Origin of the sequence: Pseudonocardia spirodelae, assembly GCF_037727765.1 — a bacterium.
GTDB lineage: Bacteria > Actinomycetota > Actinomycetes > Mycobacteriales > Pseudonocardiaceae > Pseudonocardia > Pseudonocardia spirodelae.
Genome location: NZ_JBBJUP010000010.1, coordinates 169,102 through 194,917 on the forward strand (window position 1 = coordinate 169,102; position 25,816 = coordinate 194,917).

The 25,816-nt window shown below is 74.5% G+C and carries 18 protein-coding genes; 8 read left to right on the plus strand and 10 right to left on the minus strand.

Features of this window, described 5'->3' with window-relative positions; translation table 11 throughout:
- Positions 1 to 172 precede the first annotated feature (172 nt).
- Positions 173 to 949: a DUF742 domain-containing protein gene (locus WJX68_RS14355; protein WP_340290913.1), complete on the plus strand. Its 777-nt coding sequence runs from the start codon at positions 173 to 175 to the stop codon at positions 947 to 949.
- A 41-nt stretch (positions 950 to 990) separates the two neighbouring features.
- Complete coding sequence (locus WJX68_RS14360; RefSeq protein ID WP_340290915.1) at positions 991 to 1,779, plus strand: LLM class F420-dependent oxidoreductase; 789 nt, start codon at positions 991 to 993, stop codon at positions 1,777 to 1,779.
- A gap of 1 nt (position 1,780) precedes the next feature.
- Here the strand turns inward: WJX68_RS14360 and WJX68_RS14365 are convergent, their stop codons facing one another.
- The 4 genes from WJX68_RS14365 to WJX68_RS14380 all read right to left on the minus strand — a co-directional run bounded on the left by WJX68_RS14365 (position 1,781) and on the right by WJX68_RS14380 (position 9,493).
- Positions 1,781 to 3,994 (minus strand): hypothetical protein, encoded by a 2,214-nt coding sequence (locus WJX68_RS14365; RefSeq protein ID WP_340290917.1) that lies wholly within the window; start codon positions 3,992 to 3,994, stop codon positions 1,781 to 1,783.
- Positions 3,991 to 4,371 (minus strand): hypothetical protein, encoded by a 381-nt coding sequence (locus WJX68_RS14370; RefSeq protein ID WP_340290919.1) that lies wholly within the window; start codon positions 4,369 to 4,371, stop codon positions 3,991 to 3,993. The genes WJX68_RS14365 and WJX68_RS14370 overlap by 4 nt, the downstream gene beginning before the upstream one ends.
- A gap of 301 nt (positions 4,372 to 4,672) precedes the next feature.
- The gene (locus WJX68_RS14375; protein WP_340290921.1) at positions 4,673 to 6,817 is read right to left on the minus strand and encodes a putative bifunctional diguanylate cyclase/phosphodiesterase; all 2,145 of its coding nucleotides are present in this window, start codon (positions 6,815 to 6,817) and stop codon (positions 4,673 to 4,675) included.
- Between the two features lie 129 nt (positions 6,818 to 6,946).
- A complete protein-coding gene (locus WJX68_RS14380; protein ID WP_340290923.1) occupies positions 6,947 to 9,493 on the minus strand; it encodes a DEAD/DEAH box helicase in 2,547 nt (848 codons plus the stop codon).
- A gap of 94 nt (positions 9,494 to 9,587) precedes the next feature.
- Between WJX68_RS14380 and WJX68_RS14385 the strand changes: the two genes are divergently transcribed.
- The 4 genes from WJX68_RS14385 to WJX68_RS14400 all read left to right on the plus strand — a co-directional run bounded on the left by WJX68_RS14385 (position 9,588) and on the right by WJX68_RS14400 (position 17,281).
- A complete protein-coding gene (locus WJX68_RS14385; RefSeq protein WP_340290925.1) occupies positions 9,588 to 11,591 on the plus strand; it encodes a histidine kinase in 2,004 nt (667 codons plus the stop codon).
- A gap of 73 nt (positions 11,592 to 11,664) precedes the next feature.
- Positions 11,665 to 12,399 carry a beta-phosphoglucomutase family hydrolase gene (locus WJX68_RS14390; protein ID WP_340290927.1) on the plus strand — a complete coding sequence of 245 codons (735 nt, stop codon included), beginning with the start codon at positions 11,665 to 11,667 and terminating at the stop codon, positions 12,397 to 12,399.
- The gene (locus WJX68_RS14395) at positions 12,396 to 14,771 is read left to right on the plus strand and encodes a glycoside hydrolase family 65 protein (RefSeq protein WP_340290929.1); all 2,376 of its coding nucleotides are present in this window, start codon (positions 12,396 to 12,398) and stop codon (positions 14,769 to 14,771) included. Before WJX68_RS14390 ends, WJX68_RS14395 begins: the two co-directional genes overlap by 4 nt.
- A gap of 230 nt (positions 14,772 to 15,001) precedes the next feature.
- Complete coding sequence (locus tag WJX68_RS14400) at positions 15,002 to 17,281, plus strand: HelD family protein (protein WP_340291011.1); 2,280 nt, start codon at positions 15,002 to 15,004, stop codon at positions 17,279 to 17,281.
- Between the two features lie 16 nt (positions 17,282 to 17,297).
- Here WJX68_RS14400 and WJX68_RS14405 read toward each other — a convergent pair whose 3' ends face one another.
- From WJX68_RS14405 to recQ, 3 genes are read right to left on the minus strand one after another with little or no spacing between them, the layout of a single operon-like run.
- Positions 17,298 to 17,855 carry a DinB family protein gene (locus WJX68_RS14405; protein WP_340290931.1) on the minus strand — a complete coding sequence of 186 codons (558 nt, stop codon included), beginning with the start codon at positions 17,853 to 17,855 and terminating at the stop codon, positions 17,298 to 17,300.
- Positions 17,852 to 18,607 carry a gamma-glutamyl-gamma-aminobutyrate hydrolase family protein gene (locus WJX68_RS14410; protein WP_340290932.1) on the minus strand — a complete coding sequence of 252 codons (756 nt, stop codon included), beginning with the start codon at positions 18,605 to 18,607 and terminating at the stop codon, positions 17,852 to 17,854. Before WJX68_RS14410 ends, WJX68_RS14405 begins: the two co-directional genes overlap by 4 nt.
- 7 nt (positions 18,608 to 18,614) lie before the next feature.
- Positions 18,615 to 20,462 carry a DNA helicase RecQ gene (gene recQ, locus WJX68_RS14415; RefSeq protein WP_422785706.1) on the minus strand — a complete coding sequence of 616 codons (1,848 nt, stop codon included), beginning with the start codon at positions 20,460 to 20,462 and terminating at the stop codon, positions 18,615 to 18,617.
- 330 nt (positions 20,463 to 20,792) lie between these two features.
- Between recQ and fgd the strand changes: the two genes are divergently transcribed.
- Complete coding sequence (gene fgd, locus WJX68_RS14420) at positions 20,793 to 21,797, plus strand: glucose-6-phosphate dehydrogenase (coenzyme-F420) (protein ID WP_340290934.1); 1,005 nt, start codon at positions 20,793 to 20,795, stop codon at positions 21,795 to 21,797.
- Entirely contained in the window at positions 21,794 to 22,555 is a 762-nt protein-coding gene (locus WJX68_RS14425; RefSeq protein WP_340290936.1) for an enoyl-CoA hydratase/isomerase family protein, read from the plus strand. Before fgd ends, WJX68_RS14425 begins: the two co-directional genes overlap by 4 nt.
- A gap of 84 nt (positions 22,556 to 22,639) precedes the next feature.
- Here the strand turns inward: WJX68_RS14425 and WJX68_RS14430 are convergent, their stop codons facing one another.
- The 3 genes from WJX68_RS14430 to WJX68_RS14440 all read right to left on the minus strand — a co-directional run bounded on the left by WJX68_RS14430 (position 22,640) and on the right by WJX68_RS14440 (position 25,573).
- A complete protein-coding gene (locus WJX68_RS14430) occupies positions 22,640 to 23,512 on the minus strand; it encodes an AfsR/SARP family transcriptional regulator (RefSeq protein WP_340290938.1) in 873 nt (290 codons plus the stop codon).
- A gap of 196 nt (positions 23,513 to 23,708) precedes the next feature.
- The gene (locus WJX68_RS14435) at positions 23,709 to 24,659 is read right to left on the minus strand and encodes an ATP-binding protein (protein WP_340290940.1); all 951 of its coding nucleotides are present in this window, start codon (positions 24,657 to 24,659) and stop codon (positions 23,709 to 23,711) included.
- A complete protein-coding gene (locus WJX68_RS14440; protein ID WP_340290942.1) occupies positions 24,656 to 25,573 on the minus strand; it encodes an MEDS domain-containing protein in 918 nt (305 codons plus the stop codon). The genes WJX68_RS14435 and WJX68_RS14440 overlap by 4 nt, the downstream gene beginning before the upstream one ends.
- Positions 25,574 to 25,816 lie beyond the last annotated feature (243 nt).

The following is a 25,816-nucleotide window of genomic DNA, read 5'->3' on the forward strand; positions in this document are numbered from 1 at the left end:
CGCCCGCCCGCGGCGACGTCACACGGCTGTGACACGGGCGACACGACCCGGTAGCGGGCACGCGCCACCCTGTGCCTCTCCCCGGTCGCACACCGTGATCAACGCCGCGCCGCGGGACGAACCGGACGGCGACGGCGCCCGCGGGCCGCGGCCCGCGGCGATCGGAGGGTGGATGGCACGGTCGGAGATCGGACGGACGGGGGCCCGCTTCGGGGCACCCCGGTCCAGGCACGCGCCCGACCCGGAGCAGCCGCACGGCCGGGAGACCGGCCCGCCGTCCGGGCCCGCGACCGGCCCCGGGCCGGCCGGCCCCGGAGCGACCGGCCCCGGGACCGCCGAGGGCGGGGCGGCCGGGACCGCGGCCGACGGGGAGGACCTGGTCGGGGTCACCGGCGCCCGCTTCGGCGGGCACTCGACCCGGCGGACCCGGACCAGCCGCCGCCGGCGGGCCGCCGAGCGTGCCGCCGCCGGGGAGCGCGCCGCGGCCCGCGCGGCCGCGGCCGGCCCCGCACCGGCGGGCCCCGCCGGCCCGCGCGGGCGGGAGGGCGGGTCGGACGGCGGGTCGGACACCGCGCCGCTGCCCGTCGTCGCCGGGGCCCCGCCGGAGACCGTCCCCGCGTTCGCCCCGGTGCGGCCCTACGTCATGACCGGCGGGCGGACCCGCGTCCGTGCCGAGCTCCGGCTGGAGACGCTGGTGTCGGCCCGGCCCGGGCCCGCACCGGCCCAGGCCGAGTCCGTCGAACGGGCCGCGGTGCTGCGGCTGTGCGCGCAGACCCGCTCGGTCTCCGAGGTCGCCGCGCTCGCGTCGGTCCCGCTGGGCGTGGCCCGGGTGCTCATCGACGACCTCGCGGTCGAGGGGCGGCTCGTCGTGCACGGCGTCTCCTCCGCCGAGGACGGGCCGAGCATGGCGCTGCTGGACCGCGTGCTGTCGGGCCTGCGGCGGCTCTGAGCCGACCGGCGGGCCGCGGCCGGCGGGTCCAGGATGGAGACATGACCGACCCCCGTCCCGTCCGCATCGGGCTGCAGCTGCAGCCCCAGCACGCCGACTACGCCGAGATCCGCCGCACCGTCGCCGCCGCCGAGGAGGCGGGCGTCGACATCGTGTTCAACTGGGACCACTTCTTCCCGCTCTACGGCGACGCCGACGGCACGCACTTCGAGTGCTGGACCATGCTCGGCGCCTGGGCCGAGGCCACGTCGCGCGTCGAGATCGGCGCCCTGGTCACCTGCAACAGCTACCGCAACCCCGAGCTGCTCGCCGACATGGCCCGCACCGTCGACCACATCTCCGGCGGCCGCCTGATCCTCGGCATCGGGTCCGGCTGGTTCCAGCGCGACTACGACGAGTACGGCTACGAGTTCGGCACCGCGGGCGGGCGCCTGAACGACCTGGCCGCCGCGCTGCCCCGCATCCGCGACCGCTGGACGAAGCTCAACCCCGCCCCGACCCGCGACATCCCGATCCTCGTCGGCGGCGGCGGGGAGAAGAAGACGCTGCGCTACACCGCCGAGCACGCCGGGATCTGGCACGGCTTCGGCGACGTCGACACCGTCACGCACAAGAGCGCCGTCCTCGACGGGCACTGCCGCGACATCGGCCGCGACCCCGCCGAGATCGAGCGGTCGGTCGCCGTCGAGGGCTCCCCGCAGGACTCCGGCCCGGCCCTGTACGACGCCGGCGTGCGGCTGTTCACCGTCGGCCAGGACGGGCAGGGCGGCTACGACCTCGCCCGGCTCGAGGACTGGATCGCCTGGCGCGACGAGCGCAACGCGGGCTGACTCACGCGACGGGGACCAGACCGCCGTCGGTGCTGGTCGTCGTCAGAAGGCGAGGTGTCCGTGGCCGTCCGGTGTAGTTCAGTGTGCGCCGGCGGCGACGGGCCTTCTCCTCCTCTACCCACGCAGAGCCTTCCGCCGCGACGGCCTCCAGGATGCGGAGGGCAGAGTCGGCGCCGGACGCATCCCGAGTGAGTTGCGCGATCCGCGACGGCTCCTCCTGTACTTTGTCCCAAAGCGATTCATCGAAGTTAGCCAGGACGAGCTGCAGCGAATCGTCGTTGTTCAACGACAAGACGAAGACCTGGTGTAGGACGAGCTTGCCCTTGACCGATCGGATGGCTTTCAGGATGTCCGAGTGGTCGGACTCCTCCTGGTCGTCGCCGGCGCCCGGTGCGACGCCGTGCTGATCGAGGAATGCGGAGGTAATCGAATCGTATCGGAACGACATTCGTGACTCGTTGTTGAGGTCACCGGTGACCAGATCCAGTTCGACAAGAACCCTCCGAACCCCTGCTGAGGTGAGCAGGAACAGCCACACCTCGTATGTCGTGTAACGGGGAGGCCCGTGCGCGATACGGGCCGAACGGGCTCCGTCGGCCGCACCCAGGATGAAGAAGTGGTCGAGCAGGTCACTGTTGGACAGGCCGTACTGGCGCATCGCGGCTGACTTGATGTACAGCTTGTCGTGCCCGAGCCACGCCGACATCTCGGAGTCGGTCGGTCGTTCCTTAAGTTTCTCGACCCATCCCAGGTAAGACTCGGACTCGAACTCGTACCGCCGGTCCAGCGCTTTCCGGACCCGCCGTCCGACTGTGATCCTCTCAGCGGCCGAACGAAGTATGAGAACCGAGGCGGACGCTGTGACCGCGACGGCGAACATCCCGGCCGCCGACTGCGAGGACGCCGCCGCACGTAGTACTACGATCGGCGCGACGGCGCCGATGATCATCAGCGTCGGGCCGATCGCCGATTTCATTACGTCCCCGGACGACGTCGACTCCGCAGGTCGATCGATGGTCGGAAACCCATCGAGGCGCCATGCGGCGAGTTGTCGGCTCGCGTGGAGGTTGGCGAGCCACTCAACAGATCTGGGTTGCGGGATGATCGCGCGGTGACAGAATCGCTCGGTCAACTCACACGCCAGGGTACGGCGAATACCCTTGGAGTCCCTGAGCCACTTGCTCGTGTCGACGTCCCGAACGATGGCCTCATTGAAGAACGACCAGTCGATGATGTGGCCGACCTGACGGGCGAACACCCCTGCTTTGGGCCGGGACGGACCGTGGTGGTGGGACCAGTCCCGTGCGATCCGACCCGAGTAGCGGTCTCGGGTGCGACTGGCTTCTGCGGATTCGATCAGGCGCGGGAAGTTGTACGCGACGTAGCGGACGCTCCCGGCGCCGGCGAGAGTGACGCCGACCATCACGATGAGGACGACCTCGATCGAACTGGACAGCAGGGTCAAACCTAGAAGGTAGATCGTGGCCGACGCCAGCGGGCCGGCCACGATGAGCATAGGGACGGCTGAGAGGTCGGAGGGAGCCTCCGACCTCACCGGAGGTGTCGGGACGGGGTGGAAGAAGAGCTTTGCACGGCGTCGACGGCCGTTCTCCATGCGAGCGGCATCCACACGCTCCCGGTCCATCGCCTCGAGACGGTCCTGCATCACTCCGGACAGGATCCGCTCCAGATGGCGACGCGCTTCCTTCTTGCGGGCGAGTGTCAAGCTGTCGAACTGCTGGATCGAATCGTCGACCGCGTGGTAGGCGACATCCGTGCAGCCCTCGAGCTCGGCGATCCTTCGGACCAGACCGGTCGTCACCCCGATGGCCAGCGTCCATTCATCCTCGGCATACTGTTCGGCTTGCTCCGTTGCCAGAGCGAGTCGATCGAGAACGTCCTCGGTCAGTAGATCGAGTGATCGATCACTGAAGAGGGCCATGATCCAGTAGTAGCAGACACGACTCGATCGGAAACCCTCGGTGAACGCCTCCTCGATAACCTCCTCGGCCCGCCGCGGCATGCTTCCGTCGAGGAAGTTCACTCCCTTCTCGAACTTCTCGCTCGGGTCGGCATCGTCGTCAACCGTGTAGAAGTTGGCGTCACCGTGCACGATCCCGATCTGGGTGTCGACCTTCGCGTTCCCATCGGCAGTGTTGTTGACCGTCCGGCTGTTGCCCTCGGTCCCCGACTTGTTGCCGTCGAAGGCGCTCACAAGAGCTCCTGGACAGCGGAGACCGCCTCCGCGACCGCCGTCGTGACGGCTGCAGACGCCGTGATCGCCCCGCCGATACGGCGCAGATGCGCGGTGAACCGTCGCGCATCCTTGTCCCCGCGCACTGGCAGTACGTTGCGTGCGCTCGTGACGTCCTCGCTAGCGAGTTCGGCTGCGTCCCCATCGATCTGGCCCGTGTCGCGCAGTTCGGTGACGAGCATCTCGAGTCGGTCGAGGTGGTCAGAGAGGTCTGGGGCGCGATCGTTGTCCGGGTCACCCGCTAGAAGGCCCCTGTTCTCCGAGATGTCTCCGCCGACGTACCCGATCTGCATTCCGACACGAGAGTTCCCCGAAGCGTTGTTGCTGTAGATGCTCATGGCGCCCCCTTTGATCCGATCGACATTACAAATCGGGATCGAACGACTCCTGCTGCGCTCGAGTGATTTCCGGGCGTGGAGAGAACGATGTGCCGGACTGACACGGTCGCGTTCGGGTGGCACGGGACCGAGCGGCCCACGAGGCACAAGGTCTGAACGTGTGACACTGCACGGCAATAGGGCGTGGCGAATGGGCTGCTCGCTGTTGGAATGTCATCGGCTCGGGCATGACTCGACCCGGGCTGCACTTACTAGAAACTTGGTAGAGGTGCTTGCGGGGCGACCAGAATGTCGTCGAGAATTACAGGTCGCGCAGGAACGGGTCCCGGATCAGGTCCGGGACCCGTGCCGCGACGACCGCGGGCGCGTAGTACCAGCCCTGGGCGTTCGCGCAGCCGTACTCGCGCAGCCGTACCGCCTGCTCGCGGGTCTCCACGGCCTCCGCGGTGACCTCCAGGTCCAGCGCGGAGGCCAGCGAGATCAGGGTGCGCAGGATGACGTCGTCGCGCTCCCCGCTGCCGGCCAGGAAGTGCCCGGCCAGCTTCAGCCGGTGCACGGGGAGGTGGCGCAGGTAGGCCAGGTTGGAGTAGCCGGTCCCGAAGTCGTCGATCGCGATCTTCACGCCGAGCGCGTCGAGCGCGCGCAGCGTGGCCAGCGGCCGGCCGGGGGAGCCCATGAGGTCGGACTCGGTGAGCTCGACCTGCAGCAGCTCCGGCGGCCAGTCGTGGCGCTCCAGGGTGGCCGCGACGTCGGCGACCAGGTCGGACTCGGTCACCTGGCGGGCGGCGACGTTCACGCTGACCGTCAGCGGGTGCTCGGGGTGCGCGTCGGCCCAGACCCGGCCCTGGCGGCACGCCTCGTCGAGCACCCGGCGCCCGAGCGGGACGACCAGCCCGGTCTCCTCGGCGAGCGGGATGAACCGGTCCGGCCCGAGCAGCTGCCCGTCCGGGCGCTGCCAGCGGACCAGCGCCTCGACGCCGATGGTCCGCTCGTCGGCCAGGCGCACCAGCGGCTGGTAGACCACCACGAAGTCGTCGCGGCGCAGCGCCTCGGGCATCTGCGCGGACAGCTCGAGGCGGGCGACCTCGTCGCGGTGGCGTTCGCGGTCGTAGGACACGAACCTCCCGCGCCCGGCCCGCTTGGCCGAGTACAGCGTGGTGTCGGCGGCGGCGACGAGCTCGTCGGTGCCCAGCTCGCCGTCGTGGCGCACCACGCCGACGCTGGCCGAGATCACGATGTCGCGGCCGTCGACGCGCACCGGGCGGCGGACCGTGCCCAGCGCCAGCGTCGCCACGTCCTCGAGCTCGGCGCGGTCCGCGGTGGCCGTGACGAGGACGACGAACTCGTCGCCGCCCATCCGCGCGACCAGGTGCCCGCCCGGTTCGAGCGCGGCCCGCAGCCGCCCGGCGAGCACCTGCAGCAGCCGGTCCCCGGCCTGGTGGCCCAGCGTGTCGTTGACGACCTTGAACCCGTCGAGGTCCAGGTAGCAGACGCCCGGGCGGGCGCCGGAGGTCCCCGCGGCGATCGCGGCGGTGAGCCGGTCGAAGAACAGCGACCGGTTCGGCAGGCCGGTCAGCGGGTCGTGCGAGGCCTGGTGGGACAGGTCCTCCTGCAGCAGCAGCTGCTCGGTGACGTCGGTGACGACCGCGACGAGCAGGCCCTCACCGCCGCCGGCCGGGCCGAGGGTCGTGACCACGGCATCGATCCAGACCTCGCTGTCGTCGCCGCGGCGGACGGGACGGACCACCCGCAGCCGGTCCAGCGAGCCGTCGAGCAGGCGGGGGCGCTCGGCCCACACCTCCGGGGCCGCGTCGACCGGGACGAAGTCGGTGACGCTCATCCGCAGCAGCCGGGCCGGGGGGAGCTCGAACATCGCCGCGACGGCGTCGTTGACCTCGACGATCCGCCCGTCCGGCTCGAAGATGACGATCCCGACGGCGGCCGAGTCGACGACGGTGCGCAGCCGCAGGTCCGAGCGCCGGCGGGCCTCCTCGGCCGCGCGCCGGGCCTCCAGCGCGGCCCGGGTGACCTGCTCGTGCTCGACGAGGACGTGGCGGCGGGTGGCCTCGGTGAACCCGCGGGCGAACGCGGCGAGCACGGCCGCGATCCGGCGGACCCGGGCCGCGGTGTCGGCGGCAGGCTCCAGGTGCGCCCCCAGCAGCTCCATCCCCACCTCGAGGCAGCTGGGCTGGTGGAGCTGCGACCGCACCAGGTCGGCCCCCGCGGCCGCCGGGACCTCCGGGTCGTAGCGCTCGGCGAGCGCGGCACCGCGCAGCGCGGAGGCGGCCCGCGCCACGACGGGCGCCAGCTCGGTCAGGGGGAGCACGGAGCGACGGGCCAGCTCCGCGGCCCACGGCCGGGTCAGCTCCTCCGGTGCGGGCAGTGCTGCGGGGACGAGGGCCCGCCCGTGGGCGGCCCGGGCAGCGGCGACGTCGGCCTGCTGCATCCACCGCCCCCGTTCGTCCCGGTGGAGGGAGTTCCCTCGTGATCGGGGGACACCGTAACCGATCCCGTGCGCCCGGTGGGGCCGACCGGGTTACACCTGGTGGTCCGGGCGCGCCCGGCGTGGCGCCGGTCAGGACCCGTCGGTCACGGCCGTCACCCACACGACGGCTTCCCCCGCCTCGTCCGAGGCAGCCAGGTCCACCTCGGCGGTGATCGCCCAGTCGCGGTCGCCCGCCGGGTCGTCGAGGACCTGGCGGACCAGCCACCGGTCGCTCTCCTCGGTCAGGTCGAACAGCTCGGGGCCGCGGGCGTCGGGCCCGAAGCCGATCCGGTCGTGCACGTCGTAGTAGGGCTCGAGCGCGTCGCGCCAGCGGTCCGCGGTCCAGCCCGCCTCGGCGTCGAGCTCGCCCAGCTCCTGGTAGCGGCCCAGCGCGGCCAGCTCGACGCGGCGGAACAGGGCGTTGCGGACCAGCACCCGGAAGGCCCGCGCGTTGCCGGTGACCCCGGCCGGGGTGGGCGCCGCGGCGACCTCCGCGCCGGGCGGGAGCACCTCCCCGGCCGCGTCGACGCCCGCGGCGAGCTTCTCCCACTCGTCGAGCAGCGAGGAGTCGGTCTGGCGGACGAGCTCGCCGAGCCACTCGATGACGTCGGTGAGCTCCTCGGTGCGGGCGTGCTCGGGCACGGTCTGGCGCAGCGCCCGGTAGGCGTCGGCCAGGTAGCGCAGCACCAGGCCCTCGGAGCGGGCGAGCTGGTAGTGCGAGACGTACTCGGTGAACGTCATCGCCCGCTCGCTCATGTCCCGGACCACCGACTTCGGCGACAGGACGGCGTCGGCGACCCACGGTGCGCCGCGGCGGTAGGTCTCCAGCGCGGCGTGCAGCATCTCCTCCAGCGGCTTGGGGTGGGTGACCTCCTCCAGGCGGGCCATCCGCTCCTCGTACTCGACGCCGTCGGCCTTCATCGCCGCGATCGCCTCGCCGCGGGCCTTGTTCTGCTGGGCGGCGAGGATCTGGCGGGGGTCGTCGAGGGTCGACTCGATCACCGAGAGCACGTCGAGGGCGTAGGTCGGCGACTCCCGGTCGAGGAGCTCGAACACCGCCAGCGCGAACGGCGACAGCGGCTGGTTGAGCGCGAAGTCCAGCTGCAGCTCGTCGACCACCCGCGCCCGTGGCCGGGTCGCACCGTCCACGGTGTACTGCTCGACGACGCCCGAGGTGCGCAGCGCCCGGTAGATCGCGATCGCCCGCAGCATGTGCTTGAGCTGGCGCGTGCGGGGCTCGTGGTTGTCGGTGAGCAGGTGCTCCATCGCGGCGTAGGTGTCCCCGCCGCGGGAGACCACGTTGAGCAGCATCGCGTGGGTGACCTCGAAGTGGCTGGTCAGCGGCTCCGGACGGGCGTGCTGCAGCTTCTCGAACGAGGTCTGCGACCAGCCGACGAACCCCTCGGGGGGCTGCTTGCGCTGGACCTTGCGGCGCTTCTTCGGGTCGTCGCCCGCCTTGGCCAGCGCCTTGGCGTTCTCGATGTCGTGCTCGGGGGCCTGCGCGACGACGGTGCCGACGGTGTCGTACCCGGCGCGCCCCGCGCGGCCGGCGATCTGGTGGAACTCGCGGGCCTTGAGCGGGCGGACGCGGCGCCCGTCGTACTTGGACAGCGCGGTGAACAGCACGGTGCGGATCGGGACGTTGATCCCGACGCCGAGGGTGTCGGTCCCGCAGATGACCTTGAGCAGGCCGGCCTGGGCCAGGGTCTCCACCAGCCGCCGGTAGCGGGGCAGCATCCCGGCGTGGTGCACGCCGATGCCGTGGCGCACCAGCCGCGACAGGGTCCGCCCGAACCCGGAGGTGAAGCGGAACGCCCCGATGGTCTCGGCGATCGCGGCCTTGTCCTCCTTGGAGGTGACGTTGACGCTCATCAGCGCCTGCGCCCGCTCGACGGCGGCCTGCTGGGTGAAGTGCACGACGTAGACCGGTGCCTCGCGGGTCGCGAGCAGCTCGGTGATCGTCTCGTGCAGCGGCTCGAGCACGTAGCGGAAGTGCAGCGGCACCGGCCGCTCCACCGAGGTGATCTCGGCGGTCTCGCGCCCGGTGCGCCGCGTGAGGTCCTCGGCGAAGAACGACGTGTCGCCCAGCGTGGCGCTCATCAGCAGGAACTGCGCCTGCGGCAGCTCGACGACCGGCACCTGCCAGGCCCAGCCGCGGGCCGGGTCGGCGTAGAAGTGGAACTCGTCCATGATCACGCAGCCGACGTCGGCGCCCGGGCCCTCGCGCAGCGCGAGGTTGGCGAGGATCTCCGCGGTGCAGCAGAGGACCGGGGCCTTCTCGTTGACCGCGGCGTCGCCGGTGAGCATGCCGACCTTGTCCGCGCCGAACACCTCGCACAGCGCGAAGAACTTCTCGCTGACCAGCGCCTTGATCGGCGCGGTGTAGACGCTGCGCTCGCCGCGGGCCAGCGCGGCGGCGTGCGCGCCGATCGCGACGAGCGACTTGCCCGACCCGGTCGGGGTGGACAGGATCACGTTCGCCCCGGTGACCAGCTCCAGCAGCGCCTCCTCCTGCGCCGGGTAGAGCGACAGGCCGCGCTCGTCGAACGCCCACTCGGCGAAGGTGTCCACCAGCTCGGCGGGGTCCGGGGGGTTCGCGGGGTCGGAGGTGCGCGGCAGCCTGTCGGTGAGCGTCATGATGGCACCGATCGTCGCAGACACCCCCGGCACCGGCCGCCGCACGGCCGAGGTGGCGCCCGCACTCGCCCGGCCGGGGGATAGCGTGGAAGCCGTGGTGGGGGGCGGTGCGTCGCACGGCGCGGGACGGTCGGGCGCGGGCCGCGCCGCCGGGCCGGGCCCCCGCGCGCCCATGCCCGAGCTCGTCCCGCCGATGCTGCCCGCGGCCGGCGAGCTCTCCGACGCCGTCGACCCGGACCGCTGGGCGGTGGAGTTCGGCTGGGAGGGCCACCGCTGCGTCGCCTACGCCCGGCCCGGCCGGGTGCGGCTGCTGTCCTCGACCGCGCGCAGCGTCACCGGGTCCTTCCCCGAGCTCGCGGTGCTCGGCGAGCAGGCGCCGGCGGGCGGGATGGTGCTCGACGGCACCGTCGTCGCCCTCGACGAGGCGGGGCGGCCCTCGCGCGGCCCGCTGCTGCGCCGCACCGCGACCGTCGCGCCGGACGCGGCGCTGCAGACCGAGGTGCCGATCGGCTACGTCGTGACCGACCTGCTGTGGTGCGACGGGCGGCGGACCCTGGAGCTGCCCTACCGGCGTCGCCGCGCCGAGCTGGAGGCCCTGGAGCTGGCGGGCCCGCGGATCCTGGTGCCGCCGTCGTTCGGGCTCGACGAGGCGGACCTGGTGGTGCGCACCGCTGAGCGCTACGGCCTCGACGGGCTGCACCTCAAGCGTCTCGACCTGCCCTACCAGCCCGGCCGGCGCACCCGGAACTGGCTGCGGGTGCCGCTGCGCCGCTACCGTCAGGTGCTCGTCGCGGGCTGGGTGCCCGCGGGCGGCGCCGGGCGCGAGCGGATCGCCGCGGTGCTGCTGGCCCTTCCCGAGCCCGACGGGCTGCGCTACGTCGGGCGGGTCGGCATCGGCTCGGCCGACGGCGACGCCCGCACCGTGCTGCGCGCCCCCGCGGGCGGACCGGCGCCGGCCGGGGTGCCCGAGGGCATCGCCGAGGACGCCCGGTGGCTGCGCCCGGGCCTGGTCGCGGCCGTGGAACACCGCGGCCGGACGGCGGCCGGCCGGCTGGCGCTGCCGTCCTGGCGCGGGCTGGTCGCCCCCGACGAGCACGACGACGACCTGGTCGCGGCCGCGTCGGCGGCCCGGGCCGAGGCCGCGTCGCGCCCGACCGTCGCGCTGCGCCGCCCCGGCGCCTCCGGCCCCACCGGCGACGACGGCCCGCGGACCGTGGTGCTCCCGCGCACCGGTGACCCGGCCGCACCCGGCGCCGCCCGGCCCCCGGACCCGTCTCGGGCCCCGGGCGCCGACACCGGAGCCGGCACCGCCGTCGACACCGGGGACGGCAGCCGGAACGACACCGGCGACGACACCGGGGACGGCAGCCGGAACGACACCGGGACCGGCACCGGGACGTCCGGGCGGTCCCCGGCGGCCCCGGAGCGTGCCCGCGGGGCGCGGCCCGGTGCCCACCGCGCCCCGGTCGCCGACGAGACCGTCCGCATCCGGGTCCGCGACGCCGTCCCGCCCGCCGCGGCCCCGTCCGCGCCGCCGTCCGGGAGGCCGGCCGTGCCGCCCGCGGTGCCGCAGGCCCCCGCACCGGACGGCCCGTGGCACGGCCCGCTGTCGCGCCGTCTGGAACAGCACTTCGTCTACAACACCCTCAACACGATCGCCTCCCTGGTGCGCACCGACCCGCCCCGGGCCCGCGAGCTGCTGCTCGGCTTCGCCGACCTGTCCCGGGCCGCGGACCGGGCCGACGAGCCCGCGATCCGGCTCGACGAGGAGCTGGCCGCCGTCCGGGCCTATCTGCAGATCGAGCGGACCCGGTTCGGGGCGCGGCTGCACACCGAGCTCGACGACCCGTCCGCGGCCGGTGTCGACCCGGCGGCCGGCGTCGCGCCGCTGGCGGTGCTGGCCGCGGTGCGGCGCGGCGTCGCCGAGGAGATCGAGCCGCTCACCGGCGGGGGAGCGGTGCACGTGCGGCTCGACCCGGCCGCGGCCGAGGGCCCGGTCTGCCGGGTCGAGGTCCGCCACGGGGCCGAGCCGGGGACCGCCGCCGCCGGTGCCCCGTTCGTCCTGTTGGTGCTGCCGCTGGGCGCGCCCGTGGTGTGACGCCCGTCCGGACCGGGGGGTCCGGCCCCGCCCGGGGCGACGGACCTTCATCGATCCGGATAGCGTGCGCGCCATGCTGGGGCTGCCCGAGGGCACACGCGCGTGCCTGTTCGACCTGGACGGCGTCTTGACCGACACCGCGAGCGTGCACGCCGCCGCGTGGAAGCAGATGTTCGACGAGTACCTGCGCTCACGCGACGGGGACGGGTTCACCCCGTTCGACGTGTCGGCCGACTACGGCCCGTACGTCGACGGGAAGCCCCGCCTGGAGGGCACCCGCGGGTTCCTCGCCTCGCGCGGGATCGAGCTGCCCGAGGGCACGCCGGAGGACCCGGCGGACACCGAGACCCTGTGGGGCCTGTCGACCCGCAAGAACGACCTGGTGCAGGAGCGGATCCGCACCGACGGCGTCGACGTCTACCCGGGGTCGCGCCGCTACCTGGAAGCGGTCAAGGACGCCGGGCTCACCACCGCGGTCGTGTCCTCCAGCGCCAACGCCGAGCAGATCCTGCGGGTCACCGGCCTGGAGACGTTCATCGACCACCGGGTCGACGGCGTCACCGCCCGCGAGCGCGGCCTGCCCGGCAAGCCCGCTCCCGACACCTTCCTCGCCGCCGCGGCCGACCTCGGTGTCGACCGGTCCGCCGCGGTCGTGTTCGAGGACGCGCTGGCCGGCGTGGAGGCCGGCCGCGCCGGGGACTTCGGCGCCGTGGTCGGCGTCGACCGTCTCGACCAGGCCGCCGCGCTGCGCGAGCACGGCGCGGACGTCGTCGTCACCGATCTCGCCGACCTGCTGGAGCGTTCGTGAAGCCCGACCACCTGCCCACCTTCACCGTCGAGCCGTGGGTGGTCCGCGAGCCGCGCCTCGACCTGGACGCGATGGGCCAGACCGAGTCGGTGTTCGCGCTGTCCAACGGCCACATCGGGCTGCGCGGCAACCTCGACGAGGGCGAGCCGCACGTCCTGCCGGGCACGTACCTGAACTCCTTCTACGAGGTCCGCCCGCTGCCCTACGCCGAGGGCGGCTACGGCTACCCTGAGTCCGGGCAGACGATCATCAACACGACCAACGGCAAGCTGATCCGGCTGCTGGTCGACGACGAGCCGTTCGACCTGCGCTACGGCACCCTGCACCGCCACGAGCGGGTGCTGGACATGCAGGCGGGCACCCTGCACCGCGAGGTCGAGTGGGAGTCCCCGGCCGGGCGCCGGGTCCGGGTCCGCTCCACCCGCATGGTGTCGCTGACCCAGCGCGCGGTCGCCGCGATCAACTACGAGGTCGAGGTCGTGCACGCCGGGCGCGACGACAACGGCGACGGCGCCCTGCTGGTGCTGCAGTCCGAGCTCGTCGCCAACGAGCAGCTGCCCGGCCGCGACGCCGACGACCCGCGCCTGGACACCGCCCTGGACAACGTCCTGGAGCCCGAGCAGTCCCGCGCCGGCGACGCCGGGGCGACCCTGGTGCACCGCACCCGCAAGTCCGAGCTGCGCTGCGGCGCGGCGATGGAGCACGAGGTGTTCGGCCCGGACGGGTTCCAGGTGTCCACCGACGCCAACGAGGACCTCGCCCGCACCACCGTCATCGCGCGGGTCAAGCCGGGCGAGACGCTGCGCGTGGTGAAGTACCTGGCCTACGGCTGGTCCTCGCGGCGCAGCCTGCCCGCCGTCTACGACCAGGTCCGTGCCGCGATCGCCGCCGCCCGCTACACCGGCTGGGACGGCCTGGTCGGCGAGCAGCGCGAGTACCTCGACGACTTCTGGGCCACCGCCGACGTCGAGATCGACGGCGACGCCGAGCTGCAGCAGGCCGTGCGCCTGGCGACCTTCCACATCCTGCAGGCCGGGGCCCGCGCCGAGCGCCGCTGCATCCCCGCCAAGGGCCTGACCGCCGACGGCTACGACGGCCACACCTTCTGGGACACCGAGACGTTCTGCCTGCAGGTGCTGTCCTTCGTCGCCCCGGAGGCCGCCGCGGACGCGCTGCGCTGGCGCAAGTCGATCCTGCCGCTGGCCTTCGAGCGCGCCGAGACCCTCGGGCTCAAGGGCGCGGCGTTCCCGTGGCGCACCATCCGCGGCCACGAGTGCTCCGGCTACTGGCCGGCCGGCACCGCGGCGTTCCACATCAACGCCGACATCGCCGACGCGGTCAAGCGGCACGTGCACGCCACCGGTGACACGACCTTCGAGCTGGAGGTCGGCCTGGACCTGCTGGTCGCCACCGCCCGGCTGTGGCGCTCGCTGGGCAGCCACGACTCCGCCGGCAACTTCCGCATCGACGGCGTCACCGGCCCCGACGAGTACTCCTCCATCGCCGACAACAACGTCTACACCAACCTCATGGCGCAGCAGAACCTGCGCTACGCCGCCGAGGTCGCCGCCAAGCACCCGCGCTCGGCGTCGCGGCTGGGGGTGGACTCGGAGGAGATCGCGTCCTGGCGCGACGCCGCCACCGCGATGTTCATCCCGTTCGACGAGCGGCTCGGCGTGCACCCGCAGTCCGAGGGCTTCACCGACCACCAGCGGTGGAACTTCGAGGAGACCCCGGCCGAGCGCTACCCGCTGCTGCTCAACTACCCCTACTTCGACCTGTACCGCAAGCAGGTCATCAAGCAGGCCGACCTCGTGCTGGCCATGCAGATCTTCCCGGACGCCTTCACCGAGGACCAGAAGCGCCGCAACTTCGCCTACTACGAGGCGATCACGGTGCGGGACTCGTCGCTCTCGGCGTGCACCCAGTCGGTGATGGCCGCCCGCACCGGGCACCTGGAGCTCGCCCACCAGTACCTCGCCGAGGCCGCCCTGGTGGACCTGCAGGACCTCGCCGGCAACACCGACCACGGCATGCACATCGCGTCGATGGCGGGCACCTGGACCGCGGTCGTGCTGGGCTTCGGCGGGATGCGCTGCGAGGCCGACGGCCTGTCGTTCGCGCCGGTGCTGCCCGCGTCGCTGTCGCGGATCTCCTTCGGCCTGAAGTGGCAGGGCCGCCGGATCCGGGTCGCGATCACCCCGGAGGAGACCGAGTACCGGCTCACCGACGGGGCGCCGCTGCGGCTGCGCCACCACGGCGACCCGATCGCGCTCGACGGCGAGGCCCCGGTGACCGCGCCGACGCCGACCCCGGAGTGGGTGGAGCCGGTCGAGCAGCCCTACGGGAGGGCACCCCGCCAGCGCGGCTGAGCCGCGCCCCGCGCGGCCCGGTCCGCGCGGGAAGATCGTGCACCACTGGTACGTTCATACGTCGCGCCGCCGGTCGGGGGCAGGGCCCGGACCCGTCCCGGCCCGGTGGCGCGATCGTGTTCGTCCCCTCGGTGGAGGATCCCCGCGCCGTGCCCGAGCCCACTCCCGTCCCCACCCCCGGTGACCCGTCGCACGACCCGGAGCTCGTCCACGAGCAGGGCTACGTGGCGATGCTCTACGAGCAGCTGGAGGACCGGCGCCGCGACGTCGCGCGCCGGCTCGCCGACACGCTGCGCGAGGAGACCGTCGGCACCCCGCAGGCGATCTCGCAGCGCGACGCCGCCGCGGAGATGCTGACCGGGCGGCTCGCGGCGCTGCGGGCCGCCGAGCACGGGCTGGCCTTCGGCCGGCTCGACGCCGACGACGGCGAGGTCCGCTACGTCGGCCGGATCGGGCTGCTCGACGAGCAGAACGAGTACGAGCCGCTGCTGATGGACTGGCGGGCCCCGGCCGCGCGTCCGTTCTACACCGCCACCGCCGCGAACCCCGAGGGCATGCGCCGGCGCCGGCACCTGCGCACCCGGCTGCGCGAGGTCGTCGCCGTCGACGACGAGCCGCTGAACCTGGCCGAGATGACCGAGGCCGAGCGGGACCGCTCCGGGTCCGGCCTGACCAGCGAGGCCGCGCTGCTGGCCGCGGTGTCGCAGGCCCGCACCGGGCGGATGGGCGACATCGTCGCCACCATCCAGGGCGAGCAGGACCGGATCATCCGCTCCAAGCCGTCCGGGGTGCTGGTCGTGCAGGGCGGGCCCGGCACCGGGAAGACGGCCGTCGCGCTGCACCGGGCGGCCTACCTGCTCTACACCCACCGCGACCGGCTGGCCCGGCGCGGCGTGCTCGTCGTCGGGCCGAACCCGACGTTCCTGCGCTACATCGGGCAGGTCCTGCCGTCGCTGGGGGAGACCTCGGTGGTGCTGGGGACCGTCGCCCAGCTCTTCCCGGGGCTCGACGCGCGGCGCACCGAGAGCCCGGCGGCCGCGGAGCTGAAGGGCCGCGCGGAGATGGCGCCGGTCGTCGCGGCGGCGGTGCGCGACCGCCAGCAGCTCCCGCGCCGCCCGGTCGAGCTCGTCGTCGAGCAGCAACGCGTGGTGCTCGACCGCGACACCGTCGCCCAGGCCCGCACCCGCGCCCGGCGCTCGCGCAAGCCGCACAACGAGGCCCGGCGGATCTTCCGCAAGGAGCTGCTGCGGCTGCTCGCCCAGCAGGTCGCGCGCCGGGTCGGGGGCGGCGAGTCCGGCCTGCTCGACCACCGCGACGTCGACGACATCCGCGACGAGCTCACCGAGTCCACCGAGGTCGCCGCGGAGCTGGAGCAGCTGTGGCCGACGCTGTCGCCCGAGCAGCTGCTCACCGACCTGTTCGCCGACCGGCGCCGGCTCAACTCGGTGGCCCGGCGGATCCCGGCGGCCGAGCGGGTGCTGCTGGAGCGCGACGCCCCCGGCGACGACGTGCCGCACGGGCTGCGCTGGACCCCGGCCGACGTGGCGCTGCTCGACGAGGCCGCCGAGCTGCTCGGCGACGACGGCGCCGCCCAGGCCGCGGCCGAGGCCGCCGCGCTGCGCGAGGAGGTCGAGTACGCCCAGGGCGTGCTCGACGTCCTCGACCTCGAGGAGGACCTCGACCCCGAGCTGCTGCGCGCCACCGACATCATCGACGCCGACCGGCTCGCCGAGCGCATGCAGGTGCGGCGCTACGACTCCACCGCCGAGCGCGCCGCCGCCGACCGGGAGTGGACCTACGGCCACGTCATCGTCGACGAGGCGCAGGAGCTGTCGGCGATGGCGTGGCGGATGGTCATGCGCCGCGCCCCCGCCCGCTCGATGACGCTGGTCGGCGACATCGCCCAGACCGGGGACCGCGGCGGTGCCGGGTCCTGGGACGAGGTGCTCTCGCCGTTCGTGGCCCGCCGCTGGCGGCTCGAACAGCTCACGGTGAACTACCGGACCCCGGCCGAGATCGCCGACGTCGCCGACGACGTGCTCGCCGAGATCGACGCGTCGCTGTCGCCGCCGTCCTCGGTGCGCTCCACCGGCGTGGCGCCGTGGGCGGCGGCGCTGCCCGGCGGCGCCGTGGGCGAGCGGGTCCTGGCCGAGCGGGTGGCCGCCGAGCGCGACGCCGTGGGCGACGGCCGCACCGTCGTCCTCGCGCCCGCGGCCCGGGTCGAGCGGGTCCGCGCCGTGCTCGACGCGGCCGGGGTGACCCGCGCCGCGACCCCCGACGACGACCCGGACGCCGAGCTGGAGGCCCCGGTCGTCGTGCTCCCGGTGGCCTCGGCCAAGGGCCTGGAGTTCGACGCGGTGGTCGTCGTCGAGCCGCAGGAGATGCTCGACGAGTCCCCGCGCGGCCTCAACGACCTCTACGTCGCGATCACCCGCGCCACGCAGCGGCTCGGGGTGCTGCACCGCGGCGAGCTGCCGCCGGTGCTCAAGCGGATCGGCCGGGCGGGCTGACCCGAGGCCGCCGGGCTCACCGTCCGGCGCGGTACAGGTCGCGCAGCAGCGCGACCTCCGCGCCGTGGTGGAGGACCTCGCGGTGGATGTGCAGGACCAGCACCGCGAGGGGCTCGTCGGCGTAGGGCCCCTCGGCCGGGCCGCACGGGCGCTCCAGGCCCTCGTCGCCGAGGGCGGCGACGCCCTCGACCCACCGGCGGTGGGCGTCGTCGAGCTGGGCGAGCGCCTCGTCGGCGGTGCCGGCGTAGTGGTGGGTGAGGTAGTCGGTCGGCGGGCCGCCGAAGTGGGCGTGGTTGCGCATCCCGAACACCCCGACGACCAGGTGCCCGAGCCGCCACGCGATCGTCGTCACCGGGGGCGGGTCCGGTTCGGGGAACGCGAAGTCGATCACGAGGTCGCCGCCGCCCGCGGCGTGCGAGCCGCGGGCCCGGGCGCGCGGGCGCACGCTCCACGCGCCGGGGGCGGGTTCCCACAGGTACTCGTCGTCGGTGAGGCCGGCCAGCCGCGGGCGCAGCGCGGTGTCCCACTGGAAGGCGAGCTGGTCGAGCAGCCGGGTGGTCCAGGTCGCGGTCATGGCCCGACGGTAGGCGCGGACGCGGACAGCGCCGGTCCTCGTGCCGCGGCCGCGGCGGCGACCAGTGCGCGGGCCAGGCGCAGGTCGCCGGGCACCCGCTCGGGGTGCCACTGCACCCCGACCGTCCACGGGGCGCCGGGCGCGGTCTCCACGGCCTCGACGACGCCGCCGTGGCGGGCGGTGACCCGCAGCCCGTCGCCGAGCCGGTCCACGGCCTGGTGGTGGTGGCAGCGCACCCGCACCGGGCCGGCGCCCAGCGCGTCGCCGACCCGCGACCCGGGCTCGACGGCCACGTCGACCGGCGCGTAGATCCCGGGGCCCGCCGCGTGCACGGCCGCCGCCCGCTCCCCGATGACGTCGGGCAGGTGCTGGTGCAGCGTGCCGCCCAGGGCCACGTTCAGCAGCTGGTGGCCGCGGCACACGCCCAGCACGGGCAGGCCGCGCCGGAGCGCCCGGCGCAGCGCGGCGAGGTCGGCGGCGTCGCGCTCGGTGCGCGGAGGGTCGGTGTGCGGGCCCGGGGACCGCCCGTAGCGGGCCGGGTCGACGTCCGGCCCGCCCGCGACGACGAGCCCGTCGAGGGCGTCGACGGCGTCCGCGGCGCCCGCGACGGGGGCCAGCAGCACCGGCACCCCGCCCGCCGCGACGACCATGTCGACGTAGGTGCGCGGGAGCAGCACGACGTCGTCGTCGCGCATGATCCAGTAGTCCGCGCGCTCGACGTAGCAGCTGACACCGATCAACGGGCGGGTCACGGGGCCCTCACGAGGCGGCGCCGTGCAGCACGTCGATCACCTGGTCGCCGTAGCGGGCGAGCTTGCCCTCGCCGATGCCCGAGATCGTGCCGAGCGCGGCCCGGTCGGCCGGCGCACGGGTGGCGATCTCGCGCAGCGTCGCGTCGTGGAAGATCACGTAGGCGGGCACGCCCTGCTCCTTCGCCGCCGCGGCCCGCCAGGCCCGCAGCCGCTCGAAGACCGGGGCGACCTCGGCCGGCATCTCGACGGCCGGCTTCGACGATCCGCCGCGGGAGCGGCCCGCGCGGGCGGGGCGCTCCGGCTCGGTGCGCAGCATGACCTTCTGCTCCCCGCGCATCACGGGCGGCGACTCGTCGGTGAACCGCAGCGTCGAGTACGTGCCGCCGACGGTGAGCAGACCGCGCGCGACGAGCTGGCGCAGCACGTTGCGCCAGGCGACGTCGGTCAGCTCGGTCCCGACGCCGAACACCGACAGCTCGTCGTGGCGGTGCTGGGTGACCTTCGGGGTGCGCTTGCCCAGCAGGATGTCGACGACCTGGCCGGCGCCGAACTCCTGGTTGCGCTCCTTCTTCAGCCGCCACACGGTCGAGAGCACCTTCTGCGCGGCGACGGTGCCGTCCCACGACGACACCGGAGTCAGGCAGGTGTCGCAGTTGCCGCAGCTCGGCGCGTCGGGCCTCTGGCCGAAGTAGCGCAGCAGCTGTGCGCGGCGGCACTCGGTGGTCTCGCACAGCGCGAGCATCGCGTCGAGGTGCTGGGCCAGGCGGCGCTTGTGCGCGGCGTCGCCCTCGCCGTCGTCGATCATCTTGCGCTGCTGCACGACGTCGGCCAGGCCGTAGGCCAGCCACGCGGTGGAGGGCTCGCCGTCGCGCCCGGCGCGGCCGGTCTCCTGGTAGTAGCCCTCGACCGACTTGGGCAGGTCCAGGTGCGCCACGAACCGCACGTCGGGCTTGTCGATGCCCATCCCGAACGCGATGGTCGCGCACATGACCAGGCCGTCCTCGCGCAGGAACCGGGCCTGGTTGTCCCGGCGCACGCCCGCGTCGAGCCCCGCGTGGTACGGCAGCGCCCGGATCCCCTGCGTGCCGAGGAACTCCGCGGTCTGCTCGACCGAGCGGCGCGACAGGCAGTAGACGATGCCCGCGTCCCCGGCGTGCTCGCTGCGCAGCAGGTCCAGCAGCTGGCGGCGCGGCTCGTTCTTCGCGACGATCCGGTACCGGATGTTGGGCCGGTCGAAGCTCGCGACGAAGTGCCGCGCGCCGGTCAGCTCGAGGCGCTGGGCGATCTCGGTGCGTGTCGCGTCGGTGGCGGTCGCGGTCAGCGCGATCCGCGGCACGTCCGGCCAGCGCTTCGGGAGCTCGGAGAGCAGCAGGTAGTCGGGGCGGAAGTCGTGCCCCCACTGCGCGACGCAGTGCGCCTCGTCGATCGCGAACAGCGCGATCCGCCCGCGCTCGAGCAGCCGCACCGTCGACTCCACCCGCAGCCGTTCCGGGGCGAGGTAGAGCAGGTCGAGCTCGCCGGCCAGGAACTCCTGCTCGGTGAGGCGGCGCTCGTCGGCGTCCTGGGTGGAGTTGAGGAACCCGGCCCGCACGCCGAGCGCCCGCAGCGCGTCCACCTGGTCCTGCATCAGCGCGATCAGCGGCGAGACCACGACCCCGGTGCCGGGCCGGGCCAGCGCCGGGACCTGGTAGCAGAGCGACTTGCCGCCGCCGGTCGGCATGAGCACCAGGGCGTCGCCGCCGCCGACGACCTGCTCGACGATCGCCTGCTGCTCGCCGCGGAAGGCGTCGTAGCCGAAGACGCGGCGCAGGATCTCGTGCGGGTCGGTCGAGTGCACGCGCTCGACGACCGGCACCGCGGCGGCGGGCGCGGCCGCGGGACCGGGGGCGTCCCAGCCCTCGGGCGGGGCCTCGTAGCCGTCCGGGTCGTCCTCGGGCTCGGGCGGGAGGGGGATCTCGTCCGGGTCGACCACGCCGTCGATCGTAGGCGTCGCGCCCCGGCGCCCCCGCCCGGCCGCCGGTCGCGGCACCGCCCACCGCGGCCGGCGGGTGGTACCGGTCACCGCCGCCGGGTGTCGCGGCCCCGGCGGTGCTGCGCGGGAGGGCCGAGGGGTGTAGCAAGACCTGCAGGACCACCGGCGCCGATGGACCGGGCGCCGGTCGAGCACGCGAGAAGGACGGATGGCGTGGATCTGAAGATCGGGTACAAGGCGTCGGCGGAGCAGTTCGGCCCACGCGACCTCGTCGAGTACGCGGTGCTCGCCGAGGAGCTGGGCCTGGACAGCGTGTGGGCGTCGGACCACTTCCTGCCGTGGCGGCACGAGGGCGGGCACGCCCCCGCCGCGCTGCCCTGGATGGCGGCGGTGGGGGAGCGCACGTCGCGGGTCCAGATCGGCACGTCGGTGCTGACGCCGACCTTCCGCTACAACCCGGCCGTGCTGGCCCAGGAGTTCGCCACGATGGCGCTGCTGACCGGCAACCGCGTCGCGCTCGGCGTCGGGACCGGCGAGGCGCTCAACGAGATCGCCGTGTCCGGCCGCGAGTGGCCGGAGTTCAAGGAGCGCTTCGCGCGGCTGCGCGAGGCGGTGAAGATGATGCGCGCGCTGTGGACCGAGGAGTCGGTCAGCACCGAGGGCGAGTACTACACCTTCGTCGACGCGATGGTCTACGACCGGCCCGAGCAGCCCGTCCCGATCTACGTCGCCGCGGGCGGGCCGATGGTCGCCCGCTTCGCCGGCCGCTTCGGCGACGGGTTCATCTGCACCTCGGGCAAGGGCATGGACCTCTACACCGACAAGCTCGTCCCGGCGGTGCAGGAGGGCGCGGAGAAGGCCGACCGCGACGCGGGCGGCATCGACAAGATGATCGAGATCAAGATCAGCTACGACCGCGACCCCGACGCCGCGCGGGAGAACTGCCGGTTCTGGGCGCCGCTGAGCCTCACGGCGGACCAGAAGAACTCCGTCGACTCCTCGCGGGAGATGGAGCGCCTGGCCGACGAGCTGCCCATCGAGCAGGTCGTGAAGCGCTGGATCGTCGCCTCCGACCCCGACGAGGCCGTCGCCCAGATCACGCCCTACCTCGACGCGGGGCTCAACCACCTCGTCGTGCACGGGCCCGGCCACGACCAGCGCCGGTTCCTGGAGCAGTTCACCACCGACGTCGCGCCGAAGCTGCGGGCGCTCGCGTGAGCGCCGTCGTCCGCGACGGGCGGGTGCTGCGCTGCCGGATCTCCACCGGCCGCCACGGCACCCTCGACGGCCCCGCGATGCTCGAGGTCACCGAGGCGCTGGAGAAGCTCGACCCCACCGGGACCGGCGCGGTGCTGGTGCACGGCGACGGCGAGAACTTCTGCACCGGCGGCGACGTGCGCGCCTTCGCCGGTGCCGAGGACCGCCACGCCTACGTGCACGGCCTCGCCGACACCTTCCACGCCCTGCTGCGCCCGCTCGTGGCCTCGCCGGTGCCGACGGTGGCCGCGGTGTCCGGCTGGGCGGCCGGGGCGGGGATGAGCGTCGCGCTCGCGTGCGACCTGGCCGTCGGGGGCACCTCGACCCGGATGCGCCCGGCCTACCCCGGCATCGGGTTCTCGCCCGACGGCGGCATGACCTGGACCCTGCCGCGGCTGATCGGCGCGGCCCGGGCACGCCGGGTGCTGCTCACCGACGAGGTGCTCGACGCCGACACCCTGGCCGGGCTCGGCCTGCTCGCCTCGGTCGTCGACGACGACGCCGTGGCCGACGAGGCGGCCGCCGTCGCGCACCGTCTCGCCCAGGGCCCCACCGCGGCGCTGGGCCGCATCCGCGGGCTGCTCGGGGTGACCTGGGAGCGCGGGCTGGACGCCCAGCTGGAGGCCGAGGCCGACTCGATCGCGACCTGCGCGGCCGGGCCGGAGGGCGCCGAGGGGCTCGCGGCGTTCGCGGAGAAGCGGCGCCCGCAGTTCCACTGAGGTTCCGCGGCTCCCGCGAGGGTCCGCGACGAGCAGGGGGGCGCGGCCGCACCGGCCGCGCCCCCTGCCCGTACGTGCTGCGGGTCAGCGCCCGCTGGCGGGGCTCCCGGCGGCGAGGCGGCGCCCGCGCTGCGCACCGCGGGCGGCGCCCGGCATCCCCACGCCCCAGCGCTGCACCGGGCGGTGCAGGCCCGGGCCGAGCGGCCAGCCGGCGTCGAGCGGGGCGAGCAGGCGGTCCAGCTCGGAGTCCGGGGTGGCACCGACGCTGTTGCGCATCAGCCGCTGGAACTCCTCGTACTCGGCCAGCGCGTCGGCGACGTGGCCGCCGGCGAGCAGCGCCTCGACCAGCGCGCGGCGCGAGCGCTCCCGGCTCGGGGCGGTGGCCACCGCCCGCCGGGCGACGGCGACCGCGTCGTCGTGGCGGTCGGCGGCGGTCAGGGTGCCCGACAGGCCCTCCAGCGCGGACAGCCGCAGCTGGCGGAACCGCTCGCGCTCGACGGCGATCCACGGCGCGGTCCAGGACGGCAGGATGTCGGCCTCGAGCAGCGCGGTCTCCGGGCAGCCGATCTCGCGCACGGTGCGCAGCATGCTCGGCGCGGACAGCCCGCGGACCAGCAGCATGGCCTCGGCGAGGTCGACCACGACGTCGTCGCCCAGGTGCAGCCGGCCCAGGTCGTCGGCGGCGAGCAGGCCCGCCACGTCGACCCCGGCGACGGCCTCGTCGAGCAGCCGGGCGGCCGGGACCGGGCCGACGCCGGGCCACAGGGTCGCGGCGAGCGCGGCGGTCGGCTGCGGACGCGGGTGCACGGCCAGGTAGGCGACGAGGCGGCGGGAGTCGACCGGCAGCGGGATCGCGCGGTCGCCCGCCCGCAGGCCGAAGGCCCCCAGCACCCGTACGTACGGGACGACGTCGGACTCGGAGCTGGACTCACTGGATCGGCAGTGATCGTCGGACATGGCCGTTTCCCCGGATCGGTCGTGGCGTGCGGCCCGCGGCCGGCTCCGCACACGGCCTGGAGGCGCGGGGGAGACCACGGGTCTCGCACGCGGGCGGGCACGACGGAACCGCACCGACACGGACGGCGGGCGGCGTCTCCGTGCGGTGTAGTGCACCCGAGGATAGCCGAGAGGCGCCCACGGTGTGAGATGCGGGTCAGGCGCGGGTCAGCAGTCGTACGTGGGTCCCGTCCGGGGCCCGCCACACGTGCAGGCTGTCGCAGAGCTGGCGGGCGATCCAGGTGCCCCGTCCCCGCGCCTGCGACGGGTGCGGCGGCGCCAGGCCGATCAGCGGCAGCGGGATCGCCCCGGTGTCGGTGACCTCGCACACGAGCTCGCCGTCGCGGGCCCACACCGACAGTCCCGCCTCGGGCGACCCGTGCTCGACGGCGTTCGTGGCGACCTCGTTGACCGCCTGCACCATGTCCTCGCCGCGTGTCGTGTCCAGCCGGCAGACGCGGGCCGCCTCGGTGACCGCGTCGCGCACCCGCGACAGCTCGAAGGTGTTGTAGGACAGCGTGACGTCCGGCGGGCCGAGCAGGTGCGGCGGCGCGACCGGCAGCGCCGCGAGCACTTCGGCGGGCGGCCGGAAGCGCGGGTTGTCGCTCGCCCCGGCCCGGCGCAGCACCAGCGGGTGGCTGGCGGTGGCGGACTCGCCGACCGCGGCGTGCAGCGGCAGCCGCGGGTAGGCGCACACCTGGGTCACCGGCAGCCCGGCCAGCGAGATGTTCAGCGCCGCCTCGAGCTCGACCCAGAAGCCGCCGTCGACGCCGTCGAGGTCGGGGTCGTGGGCGCTCACCACGACCACCGGCCGCCCCGAGGACGACAGCGCCCGCAGCTCGCGGGCCCGCCAGGCGGCCACCGTCTGCCCGGACTCGCGCGCGGAGCTGGTCAGAGCGGTGAGCCGGACCGGCGCGAGCTCGGCGCCGAACGCCTCCCGCAGTGCCTGCTCGGCCTCGGCCGACACGTCGAGGGCCACCTGCGCGCCGGACTCGCGCACCGCGGCCAGCGCGGCCGGTGCGACGGCGGCGGCCAGCTCGGCCGGGTCGTCGGCGTGGACCAGCGCGTGCCGGAAGCCGGGCGGGCGCGGAGCGGCGTTGACCTTCACCGGAGCGGGCCTCCCGGGCGCACGACCTCGGGGGAGGGCGCGTCGTCGTCGAACACGAGCTGGGGGGAGAAGGCCGCGCCGCAGCGCTCCAGCACGCGCAGCACGCGGGGCCGGACCCGGTGCAGCACCAGCCGGTGGGTCGCGGGGAAGCCCTCGGCGGCGTGCACCAGCGCGACCGCGGTCGCGACGTCGAGGAACCGCACGGAGCCCATGTCCAGGCCGATGTCGGTGGCGGCGTCGGCCGAGCGCAGCGCGCCGTCCAGGGCGGCGTGCAGCAGCGAGGTGATCTTGCTGCGGTTGCTGTGGTCGATCTCGCCGGCCAGGCGCGCGTGCCCGACGCCGAGGCGCACGATCCGCAGCAGGCCGTCGTCGTAGGCGGTCGAACCCGGGACGTGGTCGCGGTGCAGCGCCCGCATGATGTCGATCTGCTCGTCGGGGAAGTGGTCGTGGTCGAAGGTGCACAGCGCGGTCAGCGCGCCGGCGCTCTCCCGGACCAGGCGGGCGAGCAGGCCGTCGTACTCCGGCAGCGTCCCGGCCGCGCCCGGGGCGAGCACCGAGTGCATCTGCCCGGTCAGCCGGGTGCCGTTCCAGCCCTGCTCGCGCGAGCGCACGACCTCACCGGTGACCCCGGCGTGCACGTCGGGCAGCGGGGTGCGGAACGTGGCCCGGGTCTGCTCCTCGGGCACGATGTCGATCTGGCCGCGGCGCATCGGGACCGAGACGTCCACGCCGTCCTCGCCGAGGCGGCGCAGGAGCTGGTCGGCGGCACCGCCGTCGTCGAAGAACAGGATCCGCTCGCCGCGCGCCAGGCCGTGGGCGACGTAGGCCGCGCCGATCTCGCGCAGGTGCTCGGCACTGTCCGGGACCGCGCACACGTGATCACCGGACGACAGCGCGTCCGCCAGCTTGATCACGTCTCACCTGCCGCGCGCACCCCTCACCGCGGCAGCGGCGGCGGGTACGCCCCGTCACGAACTCCAGGACGGATCAACCGTACGGAGGGCGCCGACGACCTCCCGAGACCCCGGAGCGTGCGGGGCGCCGAACCGACGGTGACACGCGACGAGCGGGTCACCACCGGCGGTGGGACGCGGACGGCCCACACGGGCCGGTGTCGCCCCACCGCCGTTCGGCGCACCGCGGTGCCCGCCGGACGG